Annotated in this window: 22 protein-coding genes; 12 read left to right on the top strand and 10 right to left on the bottom strand. The window is 70.4% G+C overall.

The features are described 5' to 3' along the window. Positions 1–23: 23 nt before the first annotated feature. Positions 24–971, top strand: coding sequence for an oxygenase MpaB family protein (locus SAOR_RS05795; RefSeq protein WP_123630607.1), 948 nt, complete (start codon positions 24–26; stop codon positions 969–971). A 173-nt stretch (positions 972–1,144) separates the two neighbouring features. On the opposite strand, the gene SAOR_RS05800 is transcribed toward SAOR_RS05795, so the two are convergent. Then, on the bottom strand, positions 1,145–2,191 hold the full coding sequence (locus SAOR_RS05800; protein WP_221179889.1) for a M23 family metallopeptidase: 1,047 nt from the start codon (positions 2,189–2,191) through the stop codon (positions 1,145–1,147). Positions 2,192–2,352: 161 nt separating this feature from the next. Here SAOR_RS05800 and SAOR_RS05805 point away from each other — a divergent pair, with 161 nt between their 5' ends. From SAOR_RS05805 to SAOR_RS05820, 4 genes are all read left to right on the top strand, one after another. Further along, positions 2,353–3,774 (top strand): amidase, encoded by a 1,422-nt coding sequence (locus SAOR_RS05805; protein WP_123630609.1) that lies wholly within the window; start codon positions 2,353–2,355, stop codon positions 3,772–3,774. Between the two features lie 194 nt (positions 3,775–3,968). Continuing rightward, positions 3,969–4,631, top strand: a complete 663-nt coding sequence (locus tag SAOR_RS05810) for a hypothetical protein (protein WP_123590667.1) — start codon at positions 3,969–3,971, stop codon at positions 4,629–4,631. A gap of 319 nt (positions 4,632–4,950) precedes the next feature. Then, on the top strand, positions 4,951–6,246 hold the full coding sequence (locus SAOR_RS05815) for an alpha/beta hydrolase (RefSeq protein ID WP_123590666.1): 1,296 nt from the start codon (positions 4,951–4,953) through the stop codon (positions 6,244–6,246). Next, the gene (locus tag SAOR_RS05820) at positions 6,243–7,019 is read left to right on the top strand and encodes an MlaA family lipoprotein (RefSeq protein WP_123590665.1); all 777 of its coding nucleotides are present in this window, start codon (positions 6,243–6,245) and stop codon (positions 7,017–7,019) included. The genes SAOR_RS05815 and SAOR_RS05820 overlap by 4 nt, the downstream gene beginning before the upstream one ends. 278 nt (positions 7,020–7,297) lie before the next feature. On the opposite strand, the gene corA is transcribed toward SAOR_RS05820, so the two are convergent. Both corA and SAOR_RS05830 read right to left on the bottom strand, forming a co-directional pair. After that, on the bottom strand, positions 7,298–8,254 hold the full coding sequence (corA, locus tag SAOR_RS05825) for a magnesium/cobalt transporter CorA (protein WP_123590664.1): 957 nt from the start codon (positions 8,252–8,254) through the stop codon (positions 7,298–7,300). A 48-nt stretch (positions 8,255–8,302) separates the two neighbouring features. Continuing rightward, positions 8,303–9,439, bottom strand: coding sequence for a glycerate kinase (locus SAOR_RS05830; protein ID WP_123590663.1), 1,137 nt, complete (start codon positions 9,437–9,439; stop codon positions 8,303–8,305). Between the two features lie 114 nt (positions 9,440–9,553). Between SAOR_RS05830 and SAOR_RS05835 the strand changes: the two genes are divergently transcribed. The 3 genes from SAOR_RS05835 (at position 9,554) to SAOR_RS05845 (ending at position 12,796) form a co-directional block, all read left to right on the top strand. Then, positions 9,554–10,891: a sigma 54-interacting transcriptional regulator gene (locus SAOR_RS05835; protein ID WP_184947461.1), complete on the top strand. Its 1,338-nt coding sequence runs from the start codon at positions 9,554–9,556 to the stop codon at positions 10,889–10,891. A gap of 299 nt (positions 10,892–11,190) precedes the next feature. Continuing rightward, entirely contained in the window at positions 11,191–11,907 is a 717-nt protein-coding gene (fliA, locus tag SAOR_RS05840; protein ID WP_184947459.1) for an RNA polymerase sigma factor FliA, read from the top strand. A 346-nt stretch (positions 11,908–12,253) separates the two neighbouring features. Beyond that, positions 12,254–12,796: a gamma-glutamylcyclotransferase family protein gene (locus SAOR_RS05845; RefSeq protein ID WP_123630611.1), complete on the top strand. Its 543-nt coding sequence runs from the start codon at positions 12,254–12,256 to the stop codon at positions 12,794–12,796. 261 nt (positions 12,797–13,057) lie between these two features. Here the strand turns inward: SAOR_RS05845 and SAOR_RS05850 are convergent, their stop codons facing one another. The 6 genes from SAOR_RS05850 to SAOR_RS05875 all read right to left on the bottom strand — a co-directional run bounded on the left by SAOR_RS05850 (position 13,058) and on the right by SAOR_RS05875 (position 18,897). Then, positions 13,058–13,387 carry a hypothetical protein gene (locus tag SAOR_RS05850; protein WP_123630612.1) on the bottom strand — a complete coding sequence of 110 codons (330 nt, stop codon included), beginning with the start codon at positions 13,385–13,387 and terminating at the stop codon, positions 13,058–13,060. Between the two features lie 163 nt (positions 13,388–13,550). Beyond that, on the bottom strand, positions 13,551–14,660 hold the full coding sequence (locus SAOR_RS05855; RefSeq protein ID WP_123630613.1) for a glycosyltransferase family protein: 1,110 nt from the start codon (positions 14,658–14,660) through the stop codon (positions 13,551–13,553). Between the two features lie 71 nt (positions 14,661–14,731). Beyond that, a complete protein-coding gene (locus tag SAOR_RS05860; RefSeq protein ID WP_123630614.1) occupies positions 14,732–15,691 on the bottom strand; it encodes a chorismate transformation FkbO/Hyg5 family protein in 960 nt (319 codons plus the stop codon). Positions 15,692–15,761: 70 nt separating this feature from the next. Further along, entirely contained in the window at positions 15,762–16,922 is a 1,161-nt protein-coding gene (locus SAOR_RS05865; protein WP_123630615.1) for a glycosyltransferase family 9 protein, read from the bottom strand. A 21-nt stretch (positions 16,923–16,943) separates the two neighbouring features. Beyond that, positions 16,944–18,227, bottom strand: a complete 1,284-nt coding sequence (locus tag SAOR_RS05870; RefSeq protein ID WP_123630616.1) for a sensor histidine kinase — start codon at positions 18,225–18,227, stop codon at positions 16,944–16,946. Then, complete coding sequence (locus SAOR_RS05875) at positions 18,217–18,897, bottom strand: response regulator transcription factor (RefSeq protein ID WP_123630617.1); 681 nt, start codon at positions 18,895–18,897, stop codon at positions 18,217–18,219. The genes SAOR_RS05870 and SAOR_RS05875 overlap by 11 nt, the downstream gene beginning before the upstream one ends. Positions 18,898–19,019: 122 nt before the next feature. Between SAOR_RS05875 and SAOR_RS05880 the strand changes: the two genes are divergently transcribed. The 3 genes from SAOR_RS05880 to SAOR_RS05890 are packed head-to-tail and all read left to right on the top strand — an operon-like array spanning position 19,020 to position 21,847. Then, complete coding sequence (locus SAOR_RS05880) at positions 19,020–19,850, top strand: HAD-IIB family hydrolase (RefSeq protein WP_185015564.1); 831 nt, start codon at positions 19,020–19,022, stop codon at positions 19,848–19,850. Between the two features lies 1 nt (position 19,851). After that, positions 19,852–21,084 carry a glycosyltransferase family protein gene (locus SAOR_RS05885; protein WP_123590652.1) on the top strand — a complete coding sequence of 411 codons (1,233 nt, stop codon included), beginning with the start codon at positions 19,852–19,854 and terminating at the stop codon, positions 21,082–21,084. Next, complete coding sequence (locus SAOR_RS05890; RefSeq protein ID WP_123630619.1) at positions 21,062–21,847, top strand: Ivy family c-type lysozyme inhibitor; 786 nt, start codon at positions 21,062–21,064, stop codon at positions 21,845–21,847. The genes SAOR_RS05885 and SAOR_RS05890 overlap by 23 nt, the downstream gene beginning before the upstream one ends. 45 nt (positions 21,848–21,892) lie before the next feature. On the opposite strand, the gene SAOR_RS05895 is transcribed toward SAOR_RS05890, so the two are convergent. Continuing rightward, positions 21,893–23,608: a sugar phosphorylase gene (locus tag SAOR_RS05895; protein WP_123630620.1), complete on the bottom strand. Its 1,716-nt coding sequence runs from the start codon at positions 23,606–23,608 to the stop codon at positions 21,893–21,895. Between the two features lie 266 nt (positions 23,609–23,874). Here SAOR_RS05895 and mnmG point away from each other — a divergent pair, with 266 nt between their 5' ends. Beyond that, positions 23,875–25,788 carry a tRNA uridine-5-carboxymethylaminomethyl(34) synthesis enzyme MnmG gene (gene mnmG / locus SAOR_RS05900; RefSeq protein WP_123630621.1) on the top strand — a complete coding sequence of 638 codons (1,914 nt, stop codon included), beginning with the start codon at positions 23,875–23,877 and terminating at the stop codon, positions 25,786–25,788. Positions 25,789–25,834 lie beyond the last annotated feature (46 nt).

A 25,834-nucleotide genomic window follows, 5' to 3' on the forward strand; every position in this document is an offset into this window, starting at 1 on the left:
GACACGCCCGCTATCCTGAGCCCATGTCCCGACTCGATCGCCTGTCCCGCCGCCTGCCGGGCCCCGACGCACTGCTGACCCCGGTGTACACGCGCCTGCGCGAGGCCATCGTCGGCGTGGTGGCCACGACCGAGGACTTCGGCATCGACTACGACGCGCCCGCGGGCGATCCGGGTCTGTTCGGGCCGGGGTCGGTGACCTGGAAGATCCACGCCGATTTTCCGGGGATGATGGCCGGCGGCATCGCCGCGCTCATGCTGCAGACGCTGCATCCGCGCGCGCTGGCCGGCGTGGTCGACCACTCCAACTTCCGCGACGACGCGCTCGGGCGCCTGCGCCGCACGACCATGTTCGTGGCTGCGACCACCTATGCGCCGACCGCGGACGCCCGTCGCATCATCGAGATGGTCGATCGCATCCACGACCGCGTGCGCGGCACCACCGATGCCGGCGAACCGTACTCCGCCCACGATCCGGACCTGCTCACCTGGGTGCACTGCACCGAGATGGCCAGTTTTCTGGCCGGCTACCGGCGGTATCGCCGGCCGGATCTGAGGCGCGCGGCCCAGGACGCCTACTTCGACGAGACGCGGCGCATCGCCGAGGCGCTGGGTGCGACCGACGTGCCGGCATCGAAGGCGCAGATGGACGAGTACTTCGCGGCGATGCAGCCGGCGTTGCGCTTCGACCATCGCTCGCGCGAGACCCTGGCCGTGCTCGAATCCATGGCGCTGCCGATCCCGGTGGCCGGCGTCTCCCGCCGCATGTTCCTCGGCGCGGGGGCGGCGCTGCTGCCGCCCTGGGCGCGGACCCTGATCCAACGCACCTCGCGCCAGCGTCTGGTCGATCGTGCCTCGGCGGAAAGCCTGCACCGCATCGGCCCGCTCATCCGCGCGGCGATGTCGGAGGGCGTGGCCGTGCGCTCGGCCCGGCGCGCCGGGGCCGAGCGAGACTGTCTGCGCTTCGAGTGATGGGCGGGGCGGCAACCCGTGCGCGCGACGCGCGCTGTGGGCTCGGGCCGCCGGTACGCATGCGCTGATTCTCGCCCGATAGGCCCAGGGCGCGCGGGTCCGGCCCGGCCACCGCCTGCCGTCGAGGCGGTATGCCGGGCCGACTCGAACGCCGCGCCGGCCCTGGGCGCCGGTTACTGTGCCGGTAGCCGCGGCGGCGGCCCGAGAAAGGGCGCCGGATCGACCGGGCCGCCGCTCAGATAGATGCCGAAGTGCAGGTGCGGCGGGGTGGTGCGGGCGTTGCCGGTGTTGCCCACGGTGCCGAGCACGTCGCCTGCGGCGACCGAGTCGCCGGACTCGACCTCGAATGCATCGAGGTGGGCGTAGTAGTAGCGGGCGCCGCCGATACCGAGCATGCCCGACGACAGCCAGACGTGATTGCCGCCGATGCCTTCGGTGCCGGTGCGCACCCGGCCGTCGGCCACCGCGCGCACCGGCGTGCCCCGGGCGGCGAAGATGTCCACGCCGTGATGGTCGCGGGTGCCGCCGTCGCGGGGCGCGTCGAAGCCGCTGCCGATGTCCGGCTCGGCCGCGCCTTCCACCGGAAACGCCAGCGAGCCGCCGGTGGCCGCGGCCAGCGTGAACGCCACGTCGGCCGCCAGTTCCGGCTGCAGCACGACACGGTAGTCGCCGTCGACCTCGGCCATGATCCGGCGACGCGTGCCGTCGGTCGGCACCGAGGCCACGGTCGACCAGTCCGCGTCGCCGTCGCTGCGGTGTTCGACGCTGGCATAGAGCCGGTCGCGGCCGTCGTCGGTGCGGGTCACGCGGAGCGCGAGCTGCCGGCCGCGTTCCAGCGTGGTCCGGAAGACGCGCGCCTCGATGGTGTCGGGGGCGAAGCGGTGCGTGTCGCGGTAGCGCTCGCCCAGCACGATCGGGTCCGCGCCGGCGCGCTCGACCGCTGATGTCCAGCGCCGTCCCAGCGCGCTGTCGTCCAGCCCGGCGAGCCACAGCCGCCAGGCGTAGATCCGGCGCGGGGCGATGTTCAGCCCGTCGAACACGGCCGAGCGGCCGCTGGCCGCGGCGTCCCGGCGCAGCTCAGGCCGGCTGGCCAGCAGCGCGATCAGGGCGGCGAGCAGCAGTAACAGCAGCCACGGCCGCAGGGGCGACCTCGAACGGTCGCGGTCATCGGCCCGGAACCGGGTCCGGGCCGGGGTGTCTGTGTCCTTGGATGCGTTCATGGTCGCGCCCGCGAATGATACCCGCATTACGCCGCGGTCCCCGACCTGGATGTGGGCCGTGCGGGGCGCTCGTCGTTGGGTAGTTTTCCGGATTGGTCGACGGCGACGGCCCGGTTAGCCTCCGCACGCCGAACACCGATGCCGAACGAACAAGGGGACTCATGAGCGGCAACGATACGGATCTTGGAACCCTGGACGCCGGCCGGCTTGCGGAACTGTTCCGCAGCGGCGACGCCTCGCCGCTGGAGGCGACCCGCGCCGCGCTCGATCGCATCGAGCGCTTCAACGACAAGGTCAACGCCTACGTCTACGTCGACCGCGAGGGGGCGGAGGACGCCGCCCGCGCCTCGGCCCGCCGCTGGGGCCAGGGCCAGCCGCTGTCGCCGATCGACGGCGTGCCGGTGTCGATGAAGGATCTCACCGAGGTGGCGGGCATGCCCGCGCGCGAGGGCTCCCTGACCACGTCGGAGGCGCTGTGCGACGCCGACGCGCCGCCAGCGGCCAGGCTGCGCGAAGCCGGCGCGGTGATGCTGGGCAAGACCAACACGCCCGAGTTCGGCTGGAAGGCGGTCACCGACAACCGTGTGTTCGGTGCGACCTGCAATCCCTGGGACACGCGGCTGACGCCCGGCGGCTCCTCCGGCGGCGCCGCCGCGGCGGCCGCGCTCAACATGGGAGTGCTCCACCAGGGCGGTGACTCCGGCGGCTCGATCCGCATCCCCGCCGGCTTCACCGGCGTGTTCGGCTTCAAGCCGACCTTCGGCTGGACGCCGCAGTGGCCGCCGGCCAAGATGCCCACGCTGTCGCACATCGGCCCGCTCACGCGCAGCGTTCCCGACGCGGCGCGAATGCTCAACGTCATCGGCCGCTACGACTATCGCGATCCCTACGCCACGCGCGGTCAGCCCGACGACTGGGGCGTCGACCTGGAGTGCGATCTGCGGGGCCTGCGCATCGCCTATTCCCCGGATCTCGGCTATGCCGATGTCGATGAACAGATCGCCGCCCGCGTGCGCGAGGCGGCGGACAAGCTCGAGGAACTGGGCGCGGAGATCGTCGAGATCCATCCCGGCTTCGAGACCCCGATCGATATCTTTCGGCGGCTGTGGTTCACGGCCTCGCTCGAGGTCTGGTCGCAGTGCGACCAGACCGGGCGCCAGGAGCTGGACCCGGGGCTGGTGGCCAACGCCCGCCACGCCGAGAACTGGTCGGCCCTGGATCTGTTCCGCGGCTATGCCGATCGCGCCCGCCTGACCCAGCGTCTCGAGCACTTCAATCAGGACTATCATCTGCTGATGACGCCCACGGTTCCGCTCGAGCCGTTCGAGGTCAATCACGAGGTGCCGCCGGGCAGCGATATGCGCGACTGGGAGGAATGGGCCCCGTTCTCCTATCCGTTCAATCTCAGCCAGCAGCCCGCGGCATCCGTGCCCTGCGGATTCACCGACCAGGGACTGCCGGTCGGCTTTCAGCTCGCCGGCGGCAAGTTCGACGACGTCCGGGTGCTGCGGGCCTGTCATGCCTACATGTCGGCGCATCCGCCGCGTTTCCCGGCGGTCCCGGATCCGGCCGAGTACGGCTGAATTGATCGGGGCCATATCGTCGTCTTTCGATCTGCGTACGCCATGTCGATGAGGCGTTCGTCGGACCGGCCGCCCGTCGCGCGTATGCGCCGCCGCCGCGATACGGGGCAGGACCCGGTCGCGGCGACCCGCTTCGGGGGAGCGCTCGCTTGAGACAGAAACCGGGCATACCGTCCGACGATGCGGCGAATGCCATGAACCGCGCGATCGCCGGGCTGGCCGCGGGCGGCGCCCCGGACGATGACGAGCCCGGCCAGCGAATGCGCCGCGAGGCGACGGGCCGGATCGCGAGCTATGACCCGGTGGACGGCTGCGGCGAGATCGTCGACGCCTCGGGCCGCTACGATTCCTTTGGGCCGCTCGCCTGGCGCGATCGCGAATCACCCCGCGTGGGCGCCGAGGTGCGTTTTCGCCGGCTGGGCGGTGTGGTGACCGACGTCTCCAGTTCGCGCGCGGCCGGCCCCGCGCCGGTCGAATCCCCAAGGCGCGGACGTGTCTCCAGCGGCCGCCCGCGCAACGGCTACGGTTTCGCCGCGGCCGTGTCGCTGGGCGCTTCGATCGTGCTGGCGAATCTGGGCACTGCGGGCATGCGTTTCGACCTCCCGGAAGCCGGCGTGCTGCTGCTGGCGGCCCTGAGCGCGGTCCTGTTCCATCGCGGCGCGCGGCGGGGCTATGTGCGCGCGGCCTGCATCGGTCTGGGCCTCCTGCTGATCGGCACTTACGTGGAGATCTTCGCCAGCCTGCGGGCACTGGCGATGCAGCCCATGGCGGGCCCGGTCGGGCCGCCGGACTGGGCGCTGCTGCTGCCGCCGATCGCCGGCGTGGTGCTGGCGCATGCGGCGTTCCGGCGCCGCTGACGTCGGTCGTGCCGCCGCTGCTCCCGGCGCTGGAACGGCTCCGAGTCTGTTCTTCCGGCTCCGGCGCCGGCGCGGATCGCGGACGCTCGCCCGCAGGCCCTGCGCCGGCGGTGTGTTCGGCGGCATGCGGGGCGGTCGCCCGGTGCCCGACTGTCGCGGCGTGGCCTCTCGTGGCAAGCTGTCGCTGTCATGTGCAGCAGTACCCGCGTAATCGTCCGGCGCCCACGGCGCCTGCCCGGCGGGCCGGCGACCGCTGGCGGGCGTCGTAATCGCGTATGATGCGGCGCGTCATGTTCCGGATCTATGCGGTGGACAGGCGATGATGCGAATGCGTGCGGGGTTGCTCTTCCTGTGGCTGGTGCTGTGCGCCCCCGCAGCGCTGGCGCAGGCCCAGGCCGAAGGCGGCGCTGCCGCCGGCTATCCCATCACCGACGGTCTGGCTGCCACGGTCGTCGGTACCCCGGCCGATCTCAAAGCCGAGCTGCCCGCCGATCTGGATTTCGCGGTGCGTACGCTCGAGCCGCTGGTCGAGCGTGAGACGCCGGCATCGCTGCGCTATGCGCGGCCGCTGCAGTATCTGCTGGTCACGCAGGACGAGCCGGCGCCGCTGGCGTTCGTGATCGCCGGTACCGGCGCGAGCGCGCTGTCCAGCAAGTGCGTGCTGCTCTCGCGCGCATTGCACGAGGTGGGCTACAGCGTCGCCTGCCTGCCATCGCCCACCAGCGTTCCGTTCATGCTCGGGGCCGCGGAGCACCCGGTGCCCGGCCGCATGTCGGCGGACGTCGAGGAGCTTTACCGGCTGATGGGCGCGGTGCGCGACGATCTGCCGGAGACGACCGAGGTCACCGGCTATGCCTTGACGGGCTGGAGCCTGGGCGCGACCGAGGCCGCCTTCGTGGCGGCGCACGACGCCAAGGTCGGCACCTTCGATTTCTCGCGTGTGCTGCTGCTCAATCCGGCGGTCAGCGTCTGGGATTCGGTCCGGCGCATGGATGCGCTGCTGGAACGCAATCTGGACGGCGGCATCGACGGCATCCCCGCGTTCGTGGCGCGCGGTCTCGGCGGGCTCAGGCGGATCTATTCCAGCGGCGACAGCCTGCGCTTCAATGAGGACTTCCTCTATCGCGCCTATACCAGCCAGTCGCCCGACCGGGCCGACATCGCCGCGATCGTGGGCCTGGCCTTCCGGCTGGCGCTGGCGAACATGTCGTTCGCCGCCGACGTGCTCACCCAGTCCGACGTGATCGTGCCGCGCAACGTCGAGCTCGGCCCCTACGACTCGATGGATCCCTATATCAAGCGTTCGTTCCGGATGTCGTTCACCGACTACATCGACGAGCTGCTGCTGCCGTACTGGAACCGCGACGGCCGCGATCTCTCGCGGCGCCGGCTGATCGCCGAGGCCGACCTGCGCCATATCGAGGATTTTCTCGCGCGGCACGAGGACATCGCCGTGTTCGCCAACGCCGACGATCCGATTCTGGGCGACGGCGACGTGTCGTTCCTGCGCTCGACCTTCGGTTCGCGCGCGCGGATCCGGCCGCACGGCGGTCATCTGGGCAATCTCGGCTATCGCGACACCATCGCCGCCCTACAGGACTTCTTCTCGCCATGAACGGCCCTGCACGCCCCATCCGCCGATTTGCCGCCCAGCAGCGACTGCTGTGGGCGACGCTCGTCTGCCTGACCCTGGGCGCCTGTGCGAGCACGCCACCGCCGCGGACCATTGACGCGGACACGCCGGACCGGGTGCCGGTGGTCGAGACCACCGCCAACCCGCTGGCGATCTCGGACCCCTTCGAGGGCTTCAACCGGCGCGTGTATCGCTTCAACGCGCTCGCCGACCGCTATGTCCTGATGCCGGCGGTCCAGGTCTATCGCACGATCACGCCGGGCTTCGCGCGCACGGGGGTGCAGAACTTCTTCTCCAATCTGGGCGAGATCAACACCTTCGCCAACAGTGTCCTGCAGGCCAAGCCCGAAAGCTCCGCGGTGACGCTGTCGCGGTTCGTGATCAACTCGACGGTCGGCCTGGGCGGGCTGTTCGACCCGGCCGGCGCCATCGGCCTGGAACAGCGCGACGAGGATCTGGGCCAGACGCTGGGCTATTACGGCGTGGGCGCCGGGCCGTACCTGGTGCTGCCGTTCTTCGGGCCGTCGTCGCTGCGTGACAGCATCGGCCTGGCCGGCGATCAGGGGCTGTTCTACGCCATCGACCCGCTACAGCTCGACGAGCATCCGTGGGCGCGCCTGCCGTATTGGACCCTGTACGTGATCAATACGCGCGACACCGTCAATTTCCGCTACTACCAGACCGGATCGCCGTTCGAGTACACCCTCGTGCGGCTGGTCTACATGAACTATCGCGCCCTGCAGGTGGAACAGTGAGTCGGGCGTCGCGCGCCGCGGCCGGGGCCTGCTAACGCTTCTTGCGAGCGCCGCATTGGAGATCGCAGATCGTGTGCGGCAAGACGCGAGTCGCCGATCGGGGCGCGCCACGGACCAGGCCGGCAACGCCGCAGTGGCCCATGGTCGTTTGTTCATGGGCGGTCCGGCCTTCGGGCCAGGCGCTGTCGTGCGGCAACCCGGCGTCCTGGCACGCTTGCGAGGACGACCGCACGACGCCTCGTCTCGCCGCAAGACAGCGCTTGGCGCGGACTGGGCGCCTAGAGCCAGTTCTTGTACTTGAAGTAGGCGTAGGGCGCGATGCCGGCCAGCACCATCGCCACCAGCGCGATCGGATAGCCGTAGGTGAGCGCCAGTTCCGGCATGTGCTGGAAGTTCATGCCGTAGATGCTGGCGATCAGCGTCGGCGGCAGAAACACCACGGCCGCGATCGAGAAGATCTTGATGATCTGGTTCTGTTCGATGTTGATGAAGCCCTGGGTGGAATCCATCAGGAAGTTGATCTTGTCGAACAGGAACGCGATGTGGCTCATCAGCGTGTCCAGGTCGTGCAGGATCTCGCGGGCGGTGTCGCGCACCGGCGAACGGGCCGGCAGATGCCGTAGCAGAAACGAGATCGAGCGCTGCGTGTCCATCAGGCACAGGCGGATCTTGCCGTTGGAGTCCTCCAGCTTGGCGAGCCGATCGATCGCGTCCTCGAGGTCCGCCTCTTCGTCCTCGAGCACCAGGTGACTGACCTGCTCGAGCTTGAAGTGGATGTCCTCGACCGTATCGGCGAGATTCTCCACCTTCTGCTCGAAGATCGTGGCCAGCAGGGCGGCGGGCGAGTCGGCCTCGACCTGGTGACGCCGGGCGCGCATGCGCAGCAGCCGGAAGTCGGCGAGATCGCCCTCGCGGAAGGTGATCAGGCGTTCGGGCTGCAGGATGAAGGCCACGGTGTCGGTGTCGTGGCGGCCTTCGCTCTGGGACAGGAACAGCGAGTGCACGTGGATGCCGTCGACGTCCACGAAAAACCGGGCGGAGGCCTCGATCTCCTCGACGACATGGCTTTCCGGCAGTTCGTCGGCCAGGAACCGGCCGAGACTCTCGCGTTCCTCGGCGGTCGGGTCCTGGGCGTCGATCCAGCTCGCCGCGGCGAGGTCCGCGCCCCGGTCGTCGGGCGCGGGGGCGCTGCGTTCGACGATGGTCTGGCCGACGATTTCAAAGGTGCGAAGCATGGGTCTCGATGGTGATGGAATGCCCGTGGCGTGCCCGTGCGCTGCGCCTCAGCCGCGGGCGCGCAGCCGGTCGATATCGTGGCCGATCTGGGCGGCGACCGTGCGTATCCAGTACAGGGGGTCGGCGAGTGCCGCCTCGGTCGAGCCGGCCCGCTCGACCAGCGTGTAACAGCCGGCGAAGGCGCCTTCGAGTGCGTCTCGGGCGTCGTCCGCAATGGCGCCGGACAGGAGCGCGGTCGGCACTGGCGCGGCCGCGCGCGCGATCGCCAGCGGCAGTTTGCCGGACAGAGTCTGGGCATCCGAGCGGCCTTCGCCGGTGATCACGAGATCGGCGGCGGCCATCTGTCGCTTCAGCCCGGTCAGCTCGATCAGGGTGTCGGCGCCGGGCTCGAGTGTGGCGCCGAGCGCGGCCAGAGCGAAGCCCAGGCCACCGGCCGCACCGCTGCCGGGCGCATCGACATCGGCGCGTGCTCCTGTGGCCCAGGCCAGCCGGGCGAAAGCCTGCTCGACCGCGTCGATCTCGGCCGCGGTCAGGCCCTTCTGCGGGCCATAGACCCGGCTCGCCCCGGTCGCACCGAGCAGCGGATTGTCGACGTCGCAGAGCACGCGCAGCCGGGTATCGGCCAGCCGCGGATCGATGTCGTCGAGTGACAGCGTATCGAGGGCGAGCAGGCCGGCCAGGGTCGGCGCGACGTCACGGCCGCCGGCGTCGCGCGCCCGGGCGCCGAGGGCGAGCAGCAGGCCCAGGCCGGCATCATTGCAGGCGCTGCCGCCCAGGCCGACGGCGATCTCGCGCACGCCGGCGTCCAGCGCCGCACGGATCAGCCGGCCGAGCGCGCCGCTGCCGCGGTCGACCAGTCCCGGGGCGCGGTCACTGCGCTCGATCAGGGGCAGTCCGAGCACGCGGGCGGATTCGATCGCGCCCAGCCCGGTTTCGGTCCGGTACCAGGGCGCCGTCACGCGTTCGCCGTGGATGGCCTCGACGGAGGCGTGCTGCCAGCGTCCGGGGCGCGCGGCGGCGATGCAGGCCAGCGTGCCCTCGCCGCCGTCGGCCATGGGCGCTTCGGCGATCGTCGCGTCAGGGCAGCTGTGGGTCAGGCCCGCGGCCAGCGCCGCTGCGACGTCGGCCGCCTCGGCGCTGCCCTTGTAGCTGTCCGGCGCGATGATCACGGTCGGCGATCTCATGGGCGGCGCGGTCCGTGGATTTTTTCGATGCGGTGTCTGTAGGTCATGTCGAGGTCGGCCGATACAGCTTTACAGGATAACGGTACGCGCGCAGACACAGGTGGCAAGCAGCCCATGGCGGCAACGGCTTCGGATCATACCGCCTCGGTGCTCGTGGTGGCCTCGGATCGTGAGGCGATCGAGTCGCTGCTGGATCATCTCGACGCCTGCGGGGTCGCCTGCGGCTTCGCGCGCCCCGGGGATCTGGCGCACGATCCGCCGTATCGGCTGACGCCCTACGATCTCGCGGTGTTCGTGGATTTCGGCAGCGAGTCCTCGATTCATAAAGGCGTCCTCGCGCTGACCTCTGAAATCCGCTGTCTCCTCGTCTCTGATACGCCGCCGGACCGGCTGGATGCGCAGGTGACCGTGCTCCATACCGACACCTCGCCGGAGACGCTGCATCGCCGGGTCCGGGCCGAGCTCGCGGCCGGCGCCCGGGCAACGGGGCTGGTGGGCGAAACCCCGACCATGCGGACCGTCAACGAGATGATCGCCCGGATCGCGGGCACAGGCTCGACTGTGCTGCTGGTCGGCGAGTCCGGAACGGGCAAGACGCGGGCGGCCCGGGAGATACACCGCCGATCCGGGCGCTCGGGGGCGTTCGTGACGCTGGGCTGCGGCGCGATTGTGCACGCACGCCTCGAATCCGAGCTGTTCGGTGGCGACGATGACGGCGCTAAGTCTGCGTCGGGGCCCCGCGCCGGCTGTCTGGCACGGGCGGCGGGCGGCACCCTGTTTCTCGACGGCATCGACGACATGAGCCTCGATCTGCAGGTGCGGATGCTGCGCCTGCTCGAGGATCGATGTTTCCAGGCCGGCGGCAGCGCGGGCGACCGCGCCGTCGATGTGCGCATCGTCGCGGCGGCGCAGCGGGATCTGACGCAGGCGATCGAGCGAGGCGATTTTCGTGCCGACCTGTATCACCGGCTGGCGGTGTTTCCGATCCGGCTGGCTCCGCTGCGCGAGCGCCGGGCCGATATCCCGGCTCTGATGGAGGCGCTGGCGGCCCGGCTCGACGGGCCGACCGCGCGTTTTGATGCGACCGCCACCGCGCGGCTCAAGCGCCACGACTGGCCCGGTAACGTGCGCGAACTCGCCAACGTCGTCGAACGTCTGGCAATCCTGTATCCCGGCGAGCCGATCGATGCCGCGCATCTCGACGGTCATCTGGCGTCATCGCCAGCGTGCGATCCGGCCACGGAGCAGGCTGCGACCGTGCGCCCGCCGAGCCTGCGCCTGCCCGACGAAGACCTCGATCTGCGCCTGTTCGTCGAGGACGTCGAGAGGCAGCTGATACGACAGGCCCTGGACAGTCAGAACGGCGTCGTGGCGCAGGCGGCGCGGCGGCTGGGGCTGCGCCGTACCACCCTGATCGAAAAGCTTCGCCGCTACGGCATCGCGGTCGACTGACGCGGCGCGACACCCCGGCGCCGTGCCGGGCATCACTTGCACCCGCATCGGATGTGACATATAACGTCATCAAATGACGTTTTAGGTCACTTTTGCGCCGTGCTGGCGTGCCGCTTTGGATTATTCTTTTTCAATTATTTGAAAACGAATGATTTTATTTTCAGGCACGGCGTTTGCGAAAGCGATTGGGAAAATGTGCGCAGCGGGCGTCAGAACAGGACTTCCAATCCGCGCTTCGCATGGCACATGGCGTCGATCATGCCCCGGCAGGTCGACATCCACGATACGGGGGATCAGTCATGCAAAACGCTGCGGTGATGTATGCCGGGGTGGGGAATGTGGCACCGCTGCTCGACGACCACGCCGAGCTGGTCAAGCGGATCGCCTGGCGGTTGCACCGTCGTCTGCCGACCTGCGTTCAGATCGAGGACCTCATCCAGGCCGGGATGATCGGCCTGCTTGAGGCGGTCGAGCGTTTCCAGTCCGACGAGGAAGCCAGCTTCGCGACCTTTGCCGGTATCCGGATTCGCGGCGCCATGCTCGACGAGATACGGCGCGGGGACTGGGCGCCGCGGTCGCTGCATCGGGCCGCGCGCGCGCTCAAGCGGGCCCGCAGCGACATCGAGCGGCGCGACGGCCGCAGCGCGACGAGCGCCGCCATGGCCACGGAGCTGGGCATGACGAGCGAAGAGTACCGGCGCCTCTGCGACGACATCACGCTCACGCACCTGACCAGTCTGGACGCGACGCTGGCCGATCAGCCGGCGCTCGAAGTCTCGGCCGATGCGGCGGCGATCCCGGAGCGCCTGGTCGAGCGCCAGGACCTGTGCGAGGCCATCGTGCGCGCGGCACAGGATCTGCCGGAGCGCGAGCAGTGGCTGCTCGAGCTCTACTACGAGCAGGGCTACAATCTGCGCCAGATCTCGGAACGGCTCGGCGTGTCCGAGTCCCGCGCCTGCCAGCTGCACGGGCGGGCCATCCGCAAGGTGCGCGAGCAACTCGGGGAATTCGCTTAGGCCTGTCAATACGCCATGCGAGCCCGTGCCAAGCGCTTCCTGAAAATTGACTATGGTCGGCAAGGCAAGGCGCAGTGCGCGCCGCGCAGTTACTCTGGTCGTTACATAGGGCGCTTGGCACTACGGGTTGGGCCGCCCATGAAACAACCATGGGCGCGCTGCGGCGTTGCACGTCTGGATCGTGGTGCGCCACGATCCAGACTCGTGCTTGACCGCACACGATTTGCGGTCTTCAACGCGACGTTTGCATGAAGTGTTGGCGGGCCGTACGAACACCGCTGTACCGGCTTCTCCGATTGGACCGCCTTCGGGCGGTCTTTCTTTGTCTGCGGTACGCTCCGGTGTTTTGACGCTTCAGATCGCGATGTACTACTTCGCCTACGGCTCCAACATGCTGACTGCGCGGCTGGCCGCGCGCGTGCCCACGGTCCGTCCGGCCGGGCGCGGCTGGCTTACCGGCCACCGGCTGCATTTTCACCTGAGCGGCAGCGACGAATCCGGCAAGTGCAACGTGCTGCACACCGGCGACGGCGCCGATATCGTCCACGGGGCGCTCTACGAGCTGGACGCCGACCGGCTCGAGCGGCTGCATGCCGCCGAGGGCCCGCCCTACGCCTTTCTCGAACTCGAGATCGGTACGCCCGCCGGCGCGGTGCGTGCCGCCACCTATCGCGGCCGCCCGGAGTTTCTCGATGACACGCTGGTGCCCTTCGACTGGTACTGCGACTTCGTCGTCCACGGCGCCCGCGAGCACGGCCTGCCGGCGGATTACGTCGCGATGCTGGCCGCCGTCCCGAATCGGGCGGATCCCGACCCCGAACGCGCCGCACACAACCGCGAGATCCTGCACCGACGCGCGACCAACGTACGGCCGATGGCCGGCGGGTAGCGGCCCGGCGCACGGAGGGCCCGCGCCGCGATCGGGTGACCGGCCCTGCCCGGCGGCGCTGAAAGACGCCCGTCGTATCGCTGACGTCGATCCAGCCCGATGCCTCGCCGGCTATGACCGTCGTTGGCACGCGTCCCGGTGGACGATCCGGGCCGCATGGCAGCAGCGGACTGCCAGGCGACGGCGGCGACCGGAAGGAAAGGGAATGGCGCCGCCCGTGCCGGCGCGGCGCCTGAGGGCGAGCGCGCCCGCATTGATGTGCTATTGCATGCCGGCGGCACCCGGCGCGGCGCCGGCAGCCGGAGCGGCATCGGTGTTGCTCGGCACGCGTTCCCGTGCGAGCCCGCGGCCCGCGCAGGGCATCTGCGTGAGCTCCAGGCAATCGATCCGTAGTTCGAGGTCCCGGATCACCGCGGCCTGTGCGGCATCCGGTTCCGGATAGGTCACGGTCTTCGAGGCGCGGTTTTCCAGATAGCGGTTGTAATCCGCGATCGCCTCCTCCTGGGCGAGGCTGGCGCCGGCGAAGCCGAGCAGGCCCGTCAGCATTGCCCCGCAGAGGGCATTGTCGAGCGCATGGTGAGGTGCGTGCATCACAAGTCTCCAGTAGTCGGACAGACTCCGAAGCTTGGACCGCGCCGGGCCGCACCCATCGCATCGTTTTCGACGCTTTTCGGGTGCGGCACCGCAAGTGCCGGGGGACGCGGGACATTCTCCTGGCACGCCGGACGAACGGCGGTACCGGAGTGGCCGCGGCTCAGTAGGCGCCGGTCAGTCGCGCGAGCGGCCCCGGCGCGGGGCGCGGCGCGGCCGTCAGCTCGCGTATATGGCGCTGTAGCGCCGTGATCGCGGGCGCGAGCCCGTCGCTGCGATGGCGCGCGGTGGCACGGGCGTAGGCCGGCACGTTGTCCAGAAAACCGCCGAGCCGGTTCAGCGGCAGCCGGTGCAGCGACGCGCTTTCGCCGACGCCCATCGTCACCAGCGCGCGGGCGTTGAGGCGTTGCTCGACGGCGTCCTCGGGCAGGGCGAGTACCGGTTTGCCGAGATGGATCGCCTCCGAGAGCAGCTGGTTGCCGGCGGTCGAGACCACCGCGCGCGCGGCGGCCAGATCGTCGATGAAGCCCTGCTGCGACGGCGCTTTGAAGTGGAGATTGGCGCTGCGGCCGCGATGGGCCGTGCCGTAGACGATCACCGGTTCGCCGCAGGCGCGCAGGGCGGTGTCGAGCGCCGCGGTGTACTGGTGCGCGCCCTTGTTGAGATAGACGATCAGCGCATCGCCGGTCTCCGGCCGGGCCGTGCGTACCGGCGTGCGGAGGATCGGACCCACCACCTGCACGTTCGCGCGCCGCGGCGGCGCCGGGTAGAAGCTGGACACGATCACCCGGTCCGGATCACCCATGAAGACACGGTAGCCGAGGCCGTCGCGGCGCCCTGCGATGGCGTCGCCCGGCGCGAAGTCGCAGTGGCAATAGGCCATGATGCCGACATGATCGAAGCCGATGCGCGGGATACCGTGGTGGCGCGCGAAGCGGTGGCCGTAGGTTTCCGAATCCGAGATCACCAGATTCGGTTCGAAGTCCGCCATCTGCTGCCAGACCGTGCGCGTGCGCGGGCCCGCCGCGAGCAGGTCCGCCACCCGCGGCGCGTTGCGCCAGAGCGTGCGGCGCGCGCAGATGCGCCCGTTGACGCCGTACTGATAGCCGATGACCGGGATCTCGATGCTGTCGTGGGCGCCGCGCAGCATTTCGTGGGCATCGCGGCCGGCGAACACGCGCACGGTGTGCTGGCGCTCCAGAGCGGGCAGCACGGCAGCGCTGCGCATGGCGTGGCCGCGGCCGTAGCCCATGACGGTGTAGGCGATTCGCATGGCACGGCCTCCGCGTCGGGTCTGTCGACGAGGCTAGGCGCCGGTGATGACGCGACCGTGACCGGCGTGTGTCAGTCCAGCGTCATCTGGGCCTCGAACTCGACCAGCAGGTCGTCCCGGCACAGCGGCGCGTGCAGCAGCACGCGCGGGATCGCCGGCAGCCGGGCGTCGAGCACCGCGATCACCGTTTCGGCATCGGCCGGGTCGCGCAGATAGGCCTTCACGCACTGCAGATCGCCGGGCTTCATGCGCCGCCCGATGGCCGGCTCCGCGGCCTCGATCACCGCGGCGACATTGTCCAGTGCCTCGCCGGCCTGGGCTTCGACGTCGCCGGCGTGCCGGGTGGCGTGGCCGACGATGCTCGCGGTGCCGGAGATCAGCAGAAAACGGGCCCCGGCCAGATTCGCGACGCCGGCGCGGGCGAAGGCCGGGGCCCGGATGCCGTAGTCCCGCGGATAGCGATAGGCGCTGACCTGGCGCGGGTTCTCGATCGGCCGGACGCTGTCGCGCCCGAGCAGCGCGTGCATGCGCAGGCCGTGGCGGTGGCCGGCGACCAGCGTGGCCGGGGGCAGCGGCTCGATCGCGCCCCCGGGGGCGTCGAGCGCCTCGGCGCGTCCCCGGCAGAAGCGCTGGTAGCGCTGGTCGTCGCCCGCGCCGGCGGTGGGCTCGGACAGCCAGTGCCAGATGCGCTGCACGCGGGGCAGATCGAGCGCGCGCTGGAGTGCGATCAGCTCCCGGTAGGCGGTCTCGCCGGCCCGCTGTATCGCCGCCGGATCGGCGGCATCGTCGTCGATGTGGCAGGCGGCGAAGGCGATGTCGGGGCCGCGTCGATACGACCAGCCCGCCATCGTGCCGGTCTCGACCGGGCCGTCATCCGGGCACTGCCAGCGTTCGGTCTCGAAATCGCCCGCGATCACCGGCAGCGGGCAGCAGAACACGTCGGCGTCGGGCGCGAAGGCCACGCGGGCGAGCGTCGCGTCGTCAGCGTCGGCGTCGGCGCGCCAGCGCAGGCCGGTCGGAGCGTCGGGCATGCGGGTCAAACGGGCGGATGGCGACGAGCAGTCTAGCCGGCACGCGCGCACCGGGCCAGCGCCGGCCGCCTCAAGCCACGCCCGATGCCTGCTCCGCGGCCAGCACCCGGGCGGCGGCACGCGCGGCCTCGGCGCCGGTGAACGTCTCGCCGGCGACGCTGGTGCAGCCCTGACCGAGGGGCGCGTAGGCTTCGGGACGGGTCGCCCGGAACAGCCCGACGACCGGTACGCCGGCGGCCGCGGCCAGGTGCATGGGGCCGCTGTCGGCGGCCGTGAAGACCGACAGTCGGGACAGCAGCGCGGCGAGCACGTCCAGCTCGGCCACGGCCACGCTGGCGGTGTCGGCGGTCGGCTCCGCCCCGGGCGGGCGGATTTCGAGCAGGGTGGCCGCGGGCGCGAGGTGATGCATCTGCTCGCACCAGTCCCGCCACCAGGCCGCGGGCAGCGCCTTGCGACCGGTCGCCCGGGTGAAGAACCCGATCACCGGGCCGCGGGTCGGACCCGGTCCGAGTGCCTCGACCCAGTGGGCGCGGGCGGCCGTCTGCGCGCGATTGTCGGGAAACACCGCCAGCGTGTCGAAGGTCTTGAAATCCAGCTCGTCGACGCTGTCGGTCAGCAGCGCGACCGCCTGCTCGGCCTGATGTCGGCTGTTCGCCCGGCCGGCGGCGTGGGTCAGGCGCAGCCACTGGCTGTTCGAGGCGAAGCCCATGCGCTGGCGGGCCCCGGACAGGGCCACGGCGGTGCGGTTGCTCGAGGAGTTGCCGGTGGGGTCGATGGCGAGGTCGTAGCGTTCCCGGCGCAGGCGCCGGATCAGACCGATCAGCGCGCCGAGGCCGCGCGGCTGCACCCACACGCGGCCGATGCCGGGCAGGCTTTCGAGCAGCGGTTTCTGGCGCGGATCGCGGATCAGGACGTCAATCGAGGCCGTGGGCAGGCTGGCGGCCAGTGTGCGCAGCATCGGCGTCAGGAACAGGATGTTGCCGAGGCGCTTGTTCAGGCGCACCACCAGCACGCGCCGGGTGTCGGCGGCCAGCGGCGCGCGCACCGGCCGGGCCGTGCCCATGAATCGGGTGAGCCAGCGGTTGAGGCGCTCGCGATTGGCGCGGCGCAGGCGCTTGACCAGCGCGCGCCAGCCGTGGGCGTTGACGGCGGAATGCGAATCCTGGGCCACGAAGGAATGCAGGTCGAAATCTCTGCGGCGAGCGTGGCGTACAACGGCTGCGGCGCGCATGAGTGACGCGTAAAGAACGCGTTAAGGGCCGGCCAGCCGGAGCTCGATTCGGGTGCCTTCCTCGGGGCGGCTGGCCAGGCGGATGCGCCAGCCGTAGCGGTCGGCGACGCGCTTGACCAGATACAGCCCCAGCCCGAGGCCCGCGCTCGGCCCCGCGCGATAGCCCCGTTCGAAGGCGCGCCGGATCTGTTCAGTCTGCATTCCCTCGCCGTCGTCGGCCACGGTCAGCAGGCCGTGGGCCAGGGTGATGCGAATGGTGCCGCCGCCGTGGCGCAGCGCATTGCGCAGCAGATTGCCCACCACGATCACCAGCGCGATGCGCGGCGCGCTGACGGTGCAGGGATCCAGGGCGGGTACCGAGACGCCGGCGGGCCCCAGCATCGGCCGGTAGGCGTCGATGACCTCGCGAACGACGTGGTCGGCGCGGCAGGTGGTTTGTGCACCGTCGGCTTCCTGCGGCTCGTCGCGCGCGAGAAACAGCAGCGCCTCGATCAGTTCGGCCATCTGCCGGGCGGCCCGGTCGATGCGCGTCAGCGGCGGGCTGCCGGCCACGCGCTCGTCCTGCTGGAGGACTTCGATCGCACCCTGGATCACGGCCAGCGGCGTGCGCAGTTCGTGGCTGGCGTCCGCGGTGAAGCTGCGCTCGCGCTCGACGAAACCGTCCAGCCGGTTCATGAAGCGGTCGAAGGCGTGGGCGATCAGGCCGACCTCGTAGCCGTCGAAGCGCCGGGCCAGCGGCTCGGTGCCGGTGCCCGGCTCGAGGTCGCCGAGGTGGTCGGCCAGTGCGTTGATGGGCTTGAGGCTGATCCGGGCGATCCAGATGCCCAGCGGCACCGCCAGCGCCAGCACGATGAGCGCGAAGGCGATCAGCACGATCTTGAACAGCCGCTGGCGATCCTCGATCGCGGTGATGTCGTAGGCCAGAAACGCGCGCTTGCCTTCGACGACCGTGGTGGCCACGCGATAGGTGCGATCGGAGAACGTCAGGTTGAGCCCGCGCTGATGCGCCGGCAGTCCGCGCAGCGGCCGGGGCAGAGTGTCGCGCGCATCGGGCTCGACCACGAAGGCGCGAATGGTCGCCGAGTTCGGCAGCGCGGCCTCGCCCTCGCGCGGGTACTCGGCCTCGAGCTCGTCGAGTTCGTGCGAGACGATGCCGTTGAGCAGGTCGGTCTCCAGCCGCTCGTTGATCGCGAACAGGGCCACCGCCATGAGCGTCGACACCACCGCGACGAACAGGGCGAGCGCGGCGGTGACGCGGAACTGAAGGCTGCCCCCGAGACGCCTCAGCCGGGAGTCAGGCCGCATCCGGATCGACGAGTCGATAGCCCATGGTCGGCACCGTGTGGAGCAGCGCGCTGGCGAAGGGCTTGTCGATGGCCGCGCGCAGGGCGTGGATGTGCGTGCGCAGCGCCTCGGAGTCCGGCGGGTGGTCGCCCCAGATCGCGGCTTCCAGTTCGGCGCGGCGCACGAGCTTGGGCGAGGCGCGCATCAGGGTCTCCAGCAGCCGCAGTGCGGTGGGCGTCAGGCCGATGTGCTGGCCGGCGCGCTCGGCCTGCCAGGTGTCCAGATCCAGCGTGAGGTCGCCCACCTGCAGCAAATGCTGGCTGCGCCGCGGGCCGCGGTTGCCCAGCGCAGTCAGGCGGGCCTCGAGTTCCAGCAGGGAGAAGGGCTTGATCAGGTAGTCGTCGGCGCCGGAGGAAAATCCTGCCAGCTTGTCCTCGAGCGTGTCGCGGGCGGTGAGCATCAGGATTGGCGTCTGTTTGTCGGCCTCCTCGCGCAGGCGCGCGCACAGCGCGAAGCCGTCGATGCCCGGCAGCATCAGGTCGAGCACGATGGCGTCGAATTCGTGGACCACCGCCAGATGCAGCCCGGTGACGCCGTCGGTGGCGCTGTCCATGACGTGCCCGCGTGCCGACAGGAACTCCATGATGTTGGCGGCGAGATCCTCGTTGTCCTCGATGACGAGTATGCGCATTGCAGCGGGCGGCGAGCGGGTGCTGGCGCCATCTTAATCAATTCGCGTGCGGCACGTGACCGGCGCGGGCGCCGCTGGTCTACACTGCGGTCATGACCCGACACGGCACGCGCGGCGCACCGATGACGCAGGCGACCCCGCGCGGGGTGGTGTTCACCGACCTCGACGCCACGCTGCTCGACCACCACGACTACGGCTGGGCGCCCGCCGCCCCCGCGCTGGCGGCGCTGGCGGCACGTGCGGTGCCCGTGTGCCTGGTCACGAGCAAGACCCGGGCCGAGGTCGCGGCCCTGCGCCGGGCCCTGGACAACGCGCATCCCTTCGCGGTCGAGAACGGCGGTGCGGTGGCCGTGCCCCGCGGCTACTTCGAGGGCGCGCCCGTGGACGCCGACACCCCCTGCGACTGCATCACTCTCGGGGCGCCCTACGCCGAACTGCGGGCGCTGGCGGTCGCGCTGCGCGCCGAGCGCGGCTATCGCTTCACCGGGTTCGGCGACATGGACACCGGCGAGGTCGTCGCGGCGACCGGGCTGGACGAGGCCGCGGCCGCCGCCGCGCGCCAGCGGGAGGCCTCGGAGCCGCTGCTCTGGCGCGACAGCGAGGCCGCACTGGCCGATTTCACCACCCGCGTGGCCGCCGCGGGTTTCACCACTCGCACCGGTGGCCGCTTCGTGCATATGCTCGGTCGGGCCGGCAAGGGCGACGCGCTGGCCTGGCTGCGGGCGCGCTTTGCCGCCCGGCAGGGCCCGATTCTTGCTATCGCACTGGGCGACAGTGCCAATGATGCCGACATGCTCGCCGCGGCCGATATCGGCTATTGGGTCGCGCGGCCGGACGGCAGCTATCACGCCCCGGCCGGCGGCGCCATCCGGCACGCGCCGGGGGTTGGTCCGGACGGCTGGGCCGCGGCGATCCGCGCGCTGATCGACAACGACGAACTCCAGGAGCGCTGACATGGCCGATTTTCACCAGAACGGCATCATCACCACGCTGCACCGGCTCGGCGAGCGCCCCATCGACGCGCTCGAGGCCGAACTGCGGCGCTTCGGCCGGCGTCGGCCCATGTCGCTGGTGCTGCCGTGTCTGTATTCCGAGCTGGAGGGCGACGCGCTGCCGGCGATCGTCGATCAGCTGTCCCGCGTCGACTATCTGGCCGAGATCATCATCGGCCTGGACGCCGCCGACGCCGACCAGTTCGCCCACGCCCACGCCTTCTTCCAGCGCCTCGGCCAGCCGCACCGCGTACTCTGGAACGACGGCCCGCGCCTGAGCGCGCTCTACGACCGGCTCGACGCCGAGTCGCTGGCGCCGGAGCGCCCGGGCAAGGGCGCCAACGTCTGGAACTGCATGGGCTATTTCCTGGCCTCGGGCACCGGGCGCGTGCTGGCCATGCACGACTGCGACATCCGCACCTACGACCGCGATCTGCTCGCGCGCCTGTTCTATCCGATGGTGCATCCGAACTTCACCTACAAGTTCGCCAAGGGCTATTACGCGCGGGTCGCCGGCGGCGAGATCAACGGCCGCGTCGTGCGGCTGTTCACCACGCCGCTGCTGCGGGCGCTGATGACGGTGGTCGGCGACCTGGATTATCTGCGCTACATGGACAGTTTCCGCTACCCGCTGTCGGGCGAGTGCGCGATGACCGCCTCGGTGGCCGAATCCATCCGCATTCCCAGCGACTGGGGGCTGGAGGTGGGGATCCTGGCGGAAGTGCACCGCAACTACACGCCCAACGCCATCTGCCAGGTCGACATCGCCGACGCCTACGACCACAAGCACCAGCCGGTCTCGGACCACGAGGCCGACAACGGCCTGGCCAAGATGAGCACCGACATCGCCAAGGCGCTGTATCGCAAGCTGGCCACCTACGGTGTGGTCCTCACGCCCGAGACCATCCGCACGATCAAGGCCGTCTATCTGCGCAACGCGCTGGACAGCGTCGAGCGGTTCTATTTCGATGCCCAGATCAACGGCCTGGACTACGACCGCCACAAGGAGGAGAAGACCGTGGAGGTCTTCGTCGAGGCGATCATCCGGGCCGGCGAACAGTATCTGGCCAATCCGATGGAAGTGCCGTTCATGCCGACATGGAACCGCGTGCGCGCCGCGCTGCCGGAGTTTCTGAGCGACTTTCACGAAGCGGTCGAGGCCGACCACGCCGATGCGGTCCGGGCCGCGCGCTAGGGTCTGCCGACACGTCGTACGCACGCCGCGCCGGCCGCCGCATATCGGCTCCTGGAGGGCGCGGCCCGCCGATCTCGGCGCGCCACGATCGAGACGCGCCACGCCGCAGGCCGCCGACGATGCGTCGTTCGCGGCCGGCCCGTCGGGTCAAGCGTTCCCTTGCATCAACAGGATGCGACAATCGCGCCCCGTCGCACGCGGGCGCAGCATGGCCGCGTGGTTCGCGCGCCGCCTCGTCTTGCCGCAGAACGGCGCTCGGCGCGGGCTCGCACGACGTGACGACAGAGCCGACTCCATTCCCGCCGAAGAAGACGATGCCATGAACCGCACTCGATTGATCCGCGCCGCCGCGCTGCTGGCGCTTGTGTCGACGGCCGCCGGCGCCACGGCGGCCGAGGGTGACGAGTCACTCTATCCGAGCGAACTCAGACAGCAGCGGCCGGCGGTCGCCGCGCAGTATCAGGCGATGATCGAGCCGGTCGCGGACGAGCACGGCTGGGTCGAGGACGGCGGTACCGAGACGCCGATCAGCCGAATCACGCTCGACGGCAGCGAATACGTGGTCCTGTCGGGCTGCAAGCCGCACGATTGCTCTGCCGAAAGTCTCGTCACCCTCCTGCGGCCGGGCGGCGACGCGGCCGTCGGCGCGCTGGCCGTCAATCGGGGTGACGCCGGCTTCGGCCCGAAACGCTCGACGCTGACCTGGCTCGGCGAGCCCGACCGGGCAGAGCGGCGCTTCATTGCGGCCTATCTGTTCCGCTAGCGGATGCCGGCGGCGCGGGGCGCATGCGGCCTCTGATCGCGGGCGTCAGTCGCTGATCCAGGCCACCTCGTAGGGATCGAGGCGGATCGCGCGGCTGGAGCCGCTGATCTCGGTGGCCGCGGTGACGTTGCGGCGCACCCGCGCCTCCGGCAGGACGTGGACCGGTAGCTGGACCGGACGGTCGGTGACGTTGTGCACCGCCAGCAGGGTCTGGTCGCCGCGCCGGCGCTGGAGCGCGAACAGCGACGGGCCCAGGTCGACGACCTGCTGCGCGGCTTCGGGATGAAAGGCCGGCTGGCGCGCGCGGATGGCCAGCAGTCGCTTGAGCCGCGCGAACACCCGGGCGTGCGCGCCGTCGGCGCCGAGCTTGTACTCCAGCTCGCCCATGTCCCAGCGGCGTCGGTTGATCGAACGGTAGCGCCCGCTGTGCTCCACGCCGGCGCGGTCGTTGTGGGTGGCGGTCAGGCTGTGGAAATACAGCGCCGGGATGCCGGCCAGCGCCATCGAGATCGCCTGGCTGCAGATGAAGCGGTCCATATGTGCGTTGCTGTCGTGTTCCTCCGGCGCCGCGAGCAGGTCGTAGTAGGCGATGTTGAGCTCGTAGGGCTGGTGCGAGCCGTCGGCGACCGCGCGCGTGGAGACGAAGCCGCCGCGTTCGCGGGTCGCGTCGACGAGCGTGGTGATGGCCTCGGCGTCGAGGATGCCTTCCACCGCGCGCAGGCCCACGCCGTCGTGGCTGGCGGTGAAGTTCAGGAAATGACAGCCCTCGGGCAGCGCTGGCAGCGTCTTCGCCCACGCCGTGAGCGCGCTCGCTTCGCCGGTGAGCAGGGCGTGCGAGGCCAGCGGCGGCAGCGCGAACTGATAGGCCACATGCGCCTCGTCGCCGTCGACGAGATAGGAGATGTTCTCCGCATGCGGGACGTTGGTCTCGGTGATCAGCTGCACGCCCGGCGCGTAGTGGTCGAGCAGGGCGCGCAGGAACTTGACCAGGCGATGCGTCTGCGGCAGGTGGATGCAGGGCGTGCCGAGTTCCTTCCAGAGAAAGGCCACCGCATCCAGGCGCAGCAGCCGGGCGCCCCGGGCCACGTACTCGAAGATGATGTCGATGAATTCGTCGAGCACCCTCGGGTTGGAGAAATTCAGGTCGATCTGATCCTCCGAGAAGGTCGCCCAGAGATGCCGCGTGCCGCGGGCGGTGGCGACTTCGGCCAGCAGCGGCGTGCTGCGCGGGCGCACCACCGCGCGCAGGTCGGTCTTCGGATCCACCTCGATGAAATAGTCGCGGCCGGGATCGGTGTCGCCCAGGTAGTTGGCGAACCACTGGCCCTTGCGGGAGGCGTGGTTGAGCACCAGATCGAACATCAGCGGGTGATCCGCGGCCAGGGCGCTGACGTCGTCCCAGTCGCCGAGTTCGGGATGGACGGCGCGATAGTCCATGACCGAGAAGCCGTCGTCCGAACTCTCGGGAAAGAACGGCAGGATGTGGATCGCCGAGATTGCGTCGGCCAGATGCGCGGCCATGAACGCGCGCAGCGTGGCCAGCGGCGATTCCCCCGGACGCTGCACGATGTCGGCATAGGTGATGAGCACGTTGAAGGCGGCGTCGATCGACGTCTCGCTGGCGATCGGCAGGCCGTGACGCACCGCGGCGGCGGCCGCGGCATCGACGCATTCGGCCGCCGCGCGCTCGCCGTAGAGCGGGCTCAGCCAGTCCTGGAGGTCGTCGCGGCTCGGCGCCGCGGTTTCATTCGCATCGAGCATGCGCCATGTGATCCAAGAGTTGTGCCAGCAGCCATTATGACGGCCGTCGTGCGGCCTCACGACCGTGGGCGCAGGTCTGCGGCCGCACGTCGCCGCTCCGGGCCCTTGACGGTGCATCGCGGATGCACCGTTCGCGCGCACGCCGGCTGACAGGCGCGCCCGGCCGGGGCCGTTAGGGTCGCCGCGGGCTGGGCGTTATACTGTGCGGTCGACTCCAGCCATCGCGCCGGTCGCGGACCGCGGCCCGGCAGGACGACAACGCCCGCATGAGCAGCCAGACCCATTTCGACGTCATCGTCGTCGGCGGCGGCCACGCCGGCACCGAGGCCGCGACCGCGGCCGCCCGGGCCGGCGCGCGCACGCTGCTGCTGACCGACAACATCGAGACCATCGGCCAGATGTCCTGCAACCCGGCCATCGGCGGCATCGGCAAGGGCCATCTCGTGCGCGAGATCGACGCCCTCGGCGGCGTCATGGGTCGTGCGGCCGATCGCGGCGGGATCCAGTTTCGCCGGCTCAACGCGCGCAAGGGCCCGGCCGTGCGCGCCACCCGCGCCCAGGCCGACCGCGCGCTCTACAAGGCGGCGGTGCGGTCGATGGTCGAGAACCAGCCGAACCTGCATCTGTTCCAGCAGTCGGTGGCCGATCTGGTCGTCGACGATCATCGCGTGACCGGCGTGCAGACCGCCATGGGCCTCACGTTCCACGCGCCCGCCGTGGTGCTCACGGTCGGTACCTTCCTTGGCGGCACCATCCATGTCGGCCACAAGCGCTTCGGCGGCGGTCGCGCCGGGGATGCGCCCTCGAACGCGCTCGCCGAGCGCCTGCGCGCGCTCGATCTGCCGGTGGGCCGGCTCAAGACCGGCACGCCGCCGCGCATCGACGCCAAGACCATCGACTATGCGCAGCTCGCCGAACAGCCGGGTGACGACCCGGCGCCGGTGTTCTCGTTCATGGGCCGGCGCGCCGAGCATCCGCGCCAGGTGAGCTGTCATATCACCTACACCAACGCGCGTACCCACGCGATCATCCGCGACAACATCGGCGAGTCGGCGATGTACTCGGGCCGGATCGACTCGGTCGGGCCGCGCTACTGCCCGTCGATCGAGGACAAGGTGGTGCGCTTCGCCGACAAGGATTCGCACCAGATCTTCATCGAGCCGGAAGGCCTGGAGGCGGCCGAGGTCTATCCGAACGGGATTTCCACCAGCCTGTCGTTCGAGACCCAGCTCGCCGTGGTGCGCTCGATCGCCGGCTTCGAGAACGCGCATATCACCCGCCCCGGCTATGCGATCGAGTACGACTATTTCGACCCGCGCGCGCTGCGGCCCACGCTGGAAACCAAGGCGCTGGCCGGGCTGTACTTCGCCGGCCAGATCAACGGCACCACCGGCTACGAGGAAGCCGCGGCCCAGGGCCTGCTGGCCGGCATCAACGCCGCGCGTGCCGTCGCCGGCAAGAATGGCTGGTCGCCGGCGCGTCACGAGGCCTATCTCGGCGTGCTGGTCGACGATCTGGTCACGCGCGGCACGCTCGAGCCCTATCGCATGTTCACATCCCGGGCCGAACACCGTCTGCTGCTGCGCGAGGACAACGCCGACGCGCGCCTCACGCCGATCGGGCGCGAACTGGGGCTGGTCGATGACGCCCGCTGGGCGGCCTTCGAGGCCGGGCGTGACGCCGTGGCGGCCGAGCAGGCGCGCCTGGCCGCGATCACGGTCAAGCCGGCGGATCTGGGCGCCGACGGCGGCGCGGCGTGGCTGGGCGGCGCGCTCAAGCAGGCCACGGCCGCCGCCGATCTGCTCAAGCGCCCGGGCGTGGATCATGCCCACGTGGCTGCGATCGCGTCGGTGGGCGCGCCGGTGCTCGATCATCTCGACGCCGAAGCGGCCGAGGCCGTGTGCGAACAGGTCGAGATCCAGGCCAGGTACGCGGGTTACATCGATCGCCAGAACGCGGAGATCGACAAGACCCGCGCGCACGAGGCGACGGAGTTGCCCGCCGATCTTGACTACGCGGCCGTGTCCGGGCTGTCGAACGAGTTGCAGGGCAAGCTCGAGGCCGTGCGCCCGGCCACGCTCGGCCAGGCGGCGCGTATTCCGGGCATGACCCCGGCGGCGGTCTCGCTGCTGCTGGTGCATCTGAAAAAGACCGGCGCGGCCCTGGCCAAGAGCGCCTAGCGGCAGAGCGCGCGCGGCATGTCGTGTAGTCTGGCCGCTGGCCTGC

It is taken from the genome of Salinisphaera orenii subsp. orenii MK-B5 (assembly GCF_003788635.1).
Taxonomy (GTDB): Bacteria; Pseudomonadota; Gammaproteobacteria; order Nevskiales; family Salinisphaeraceae; genus Salinisphaera; species Salinisphaera orenii.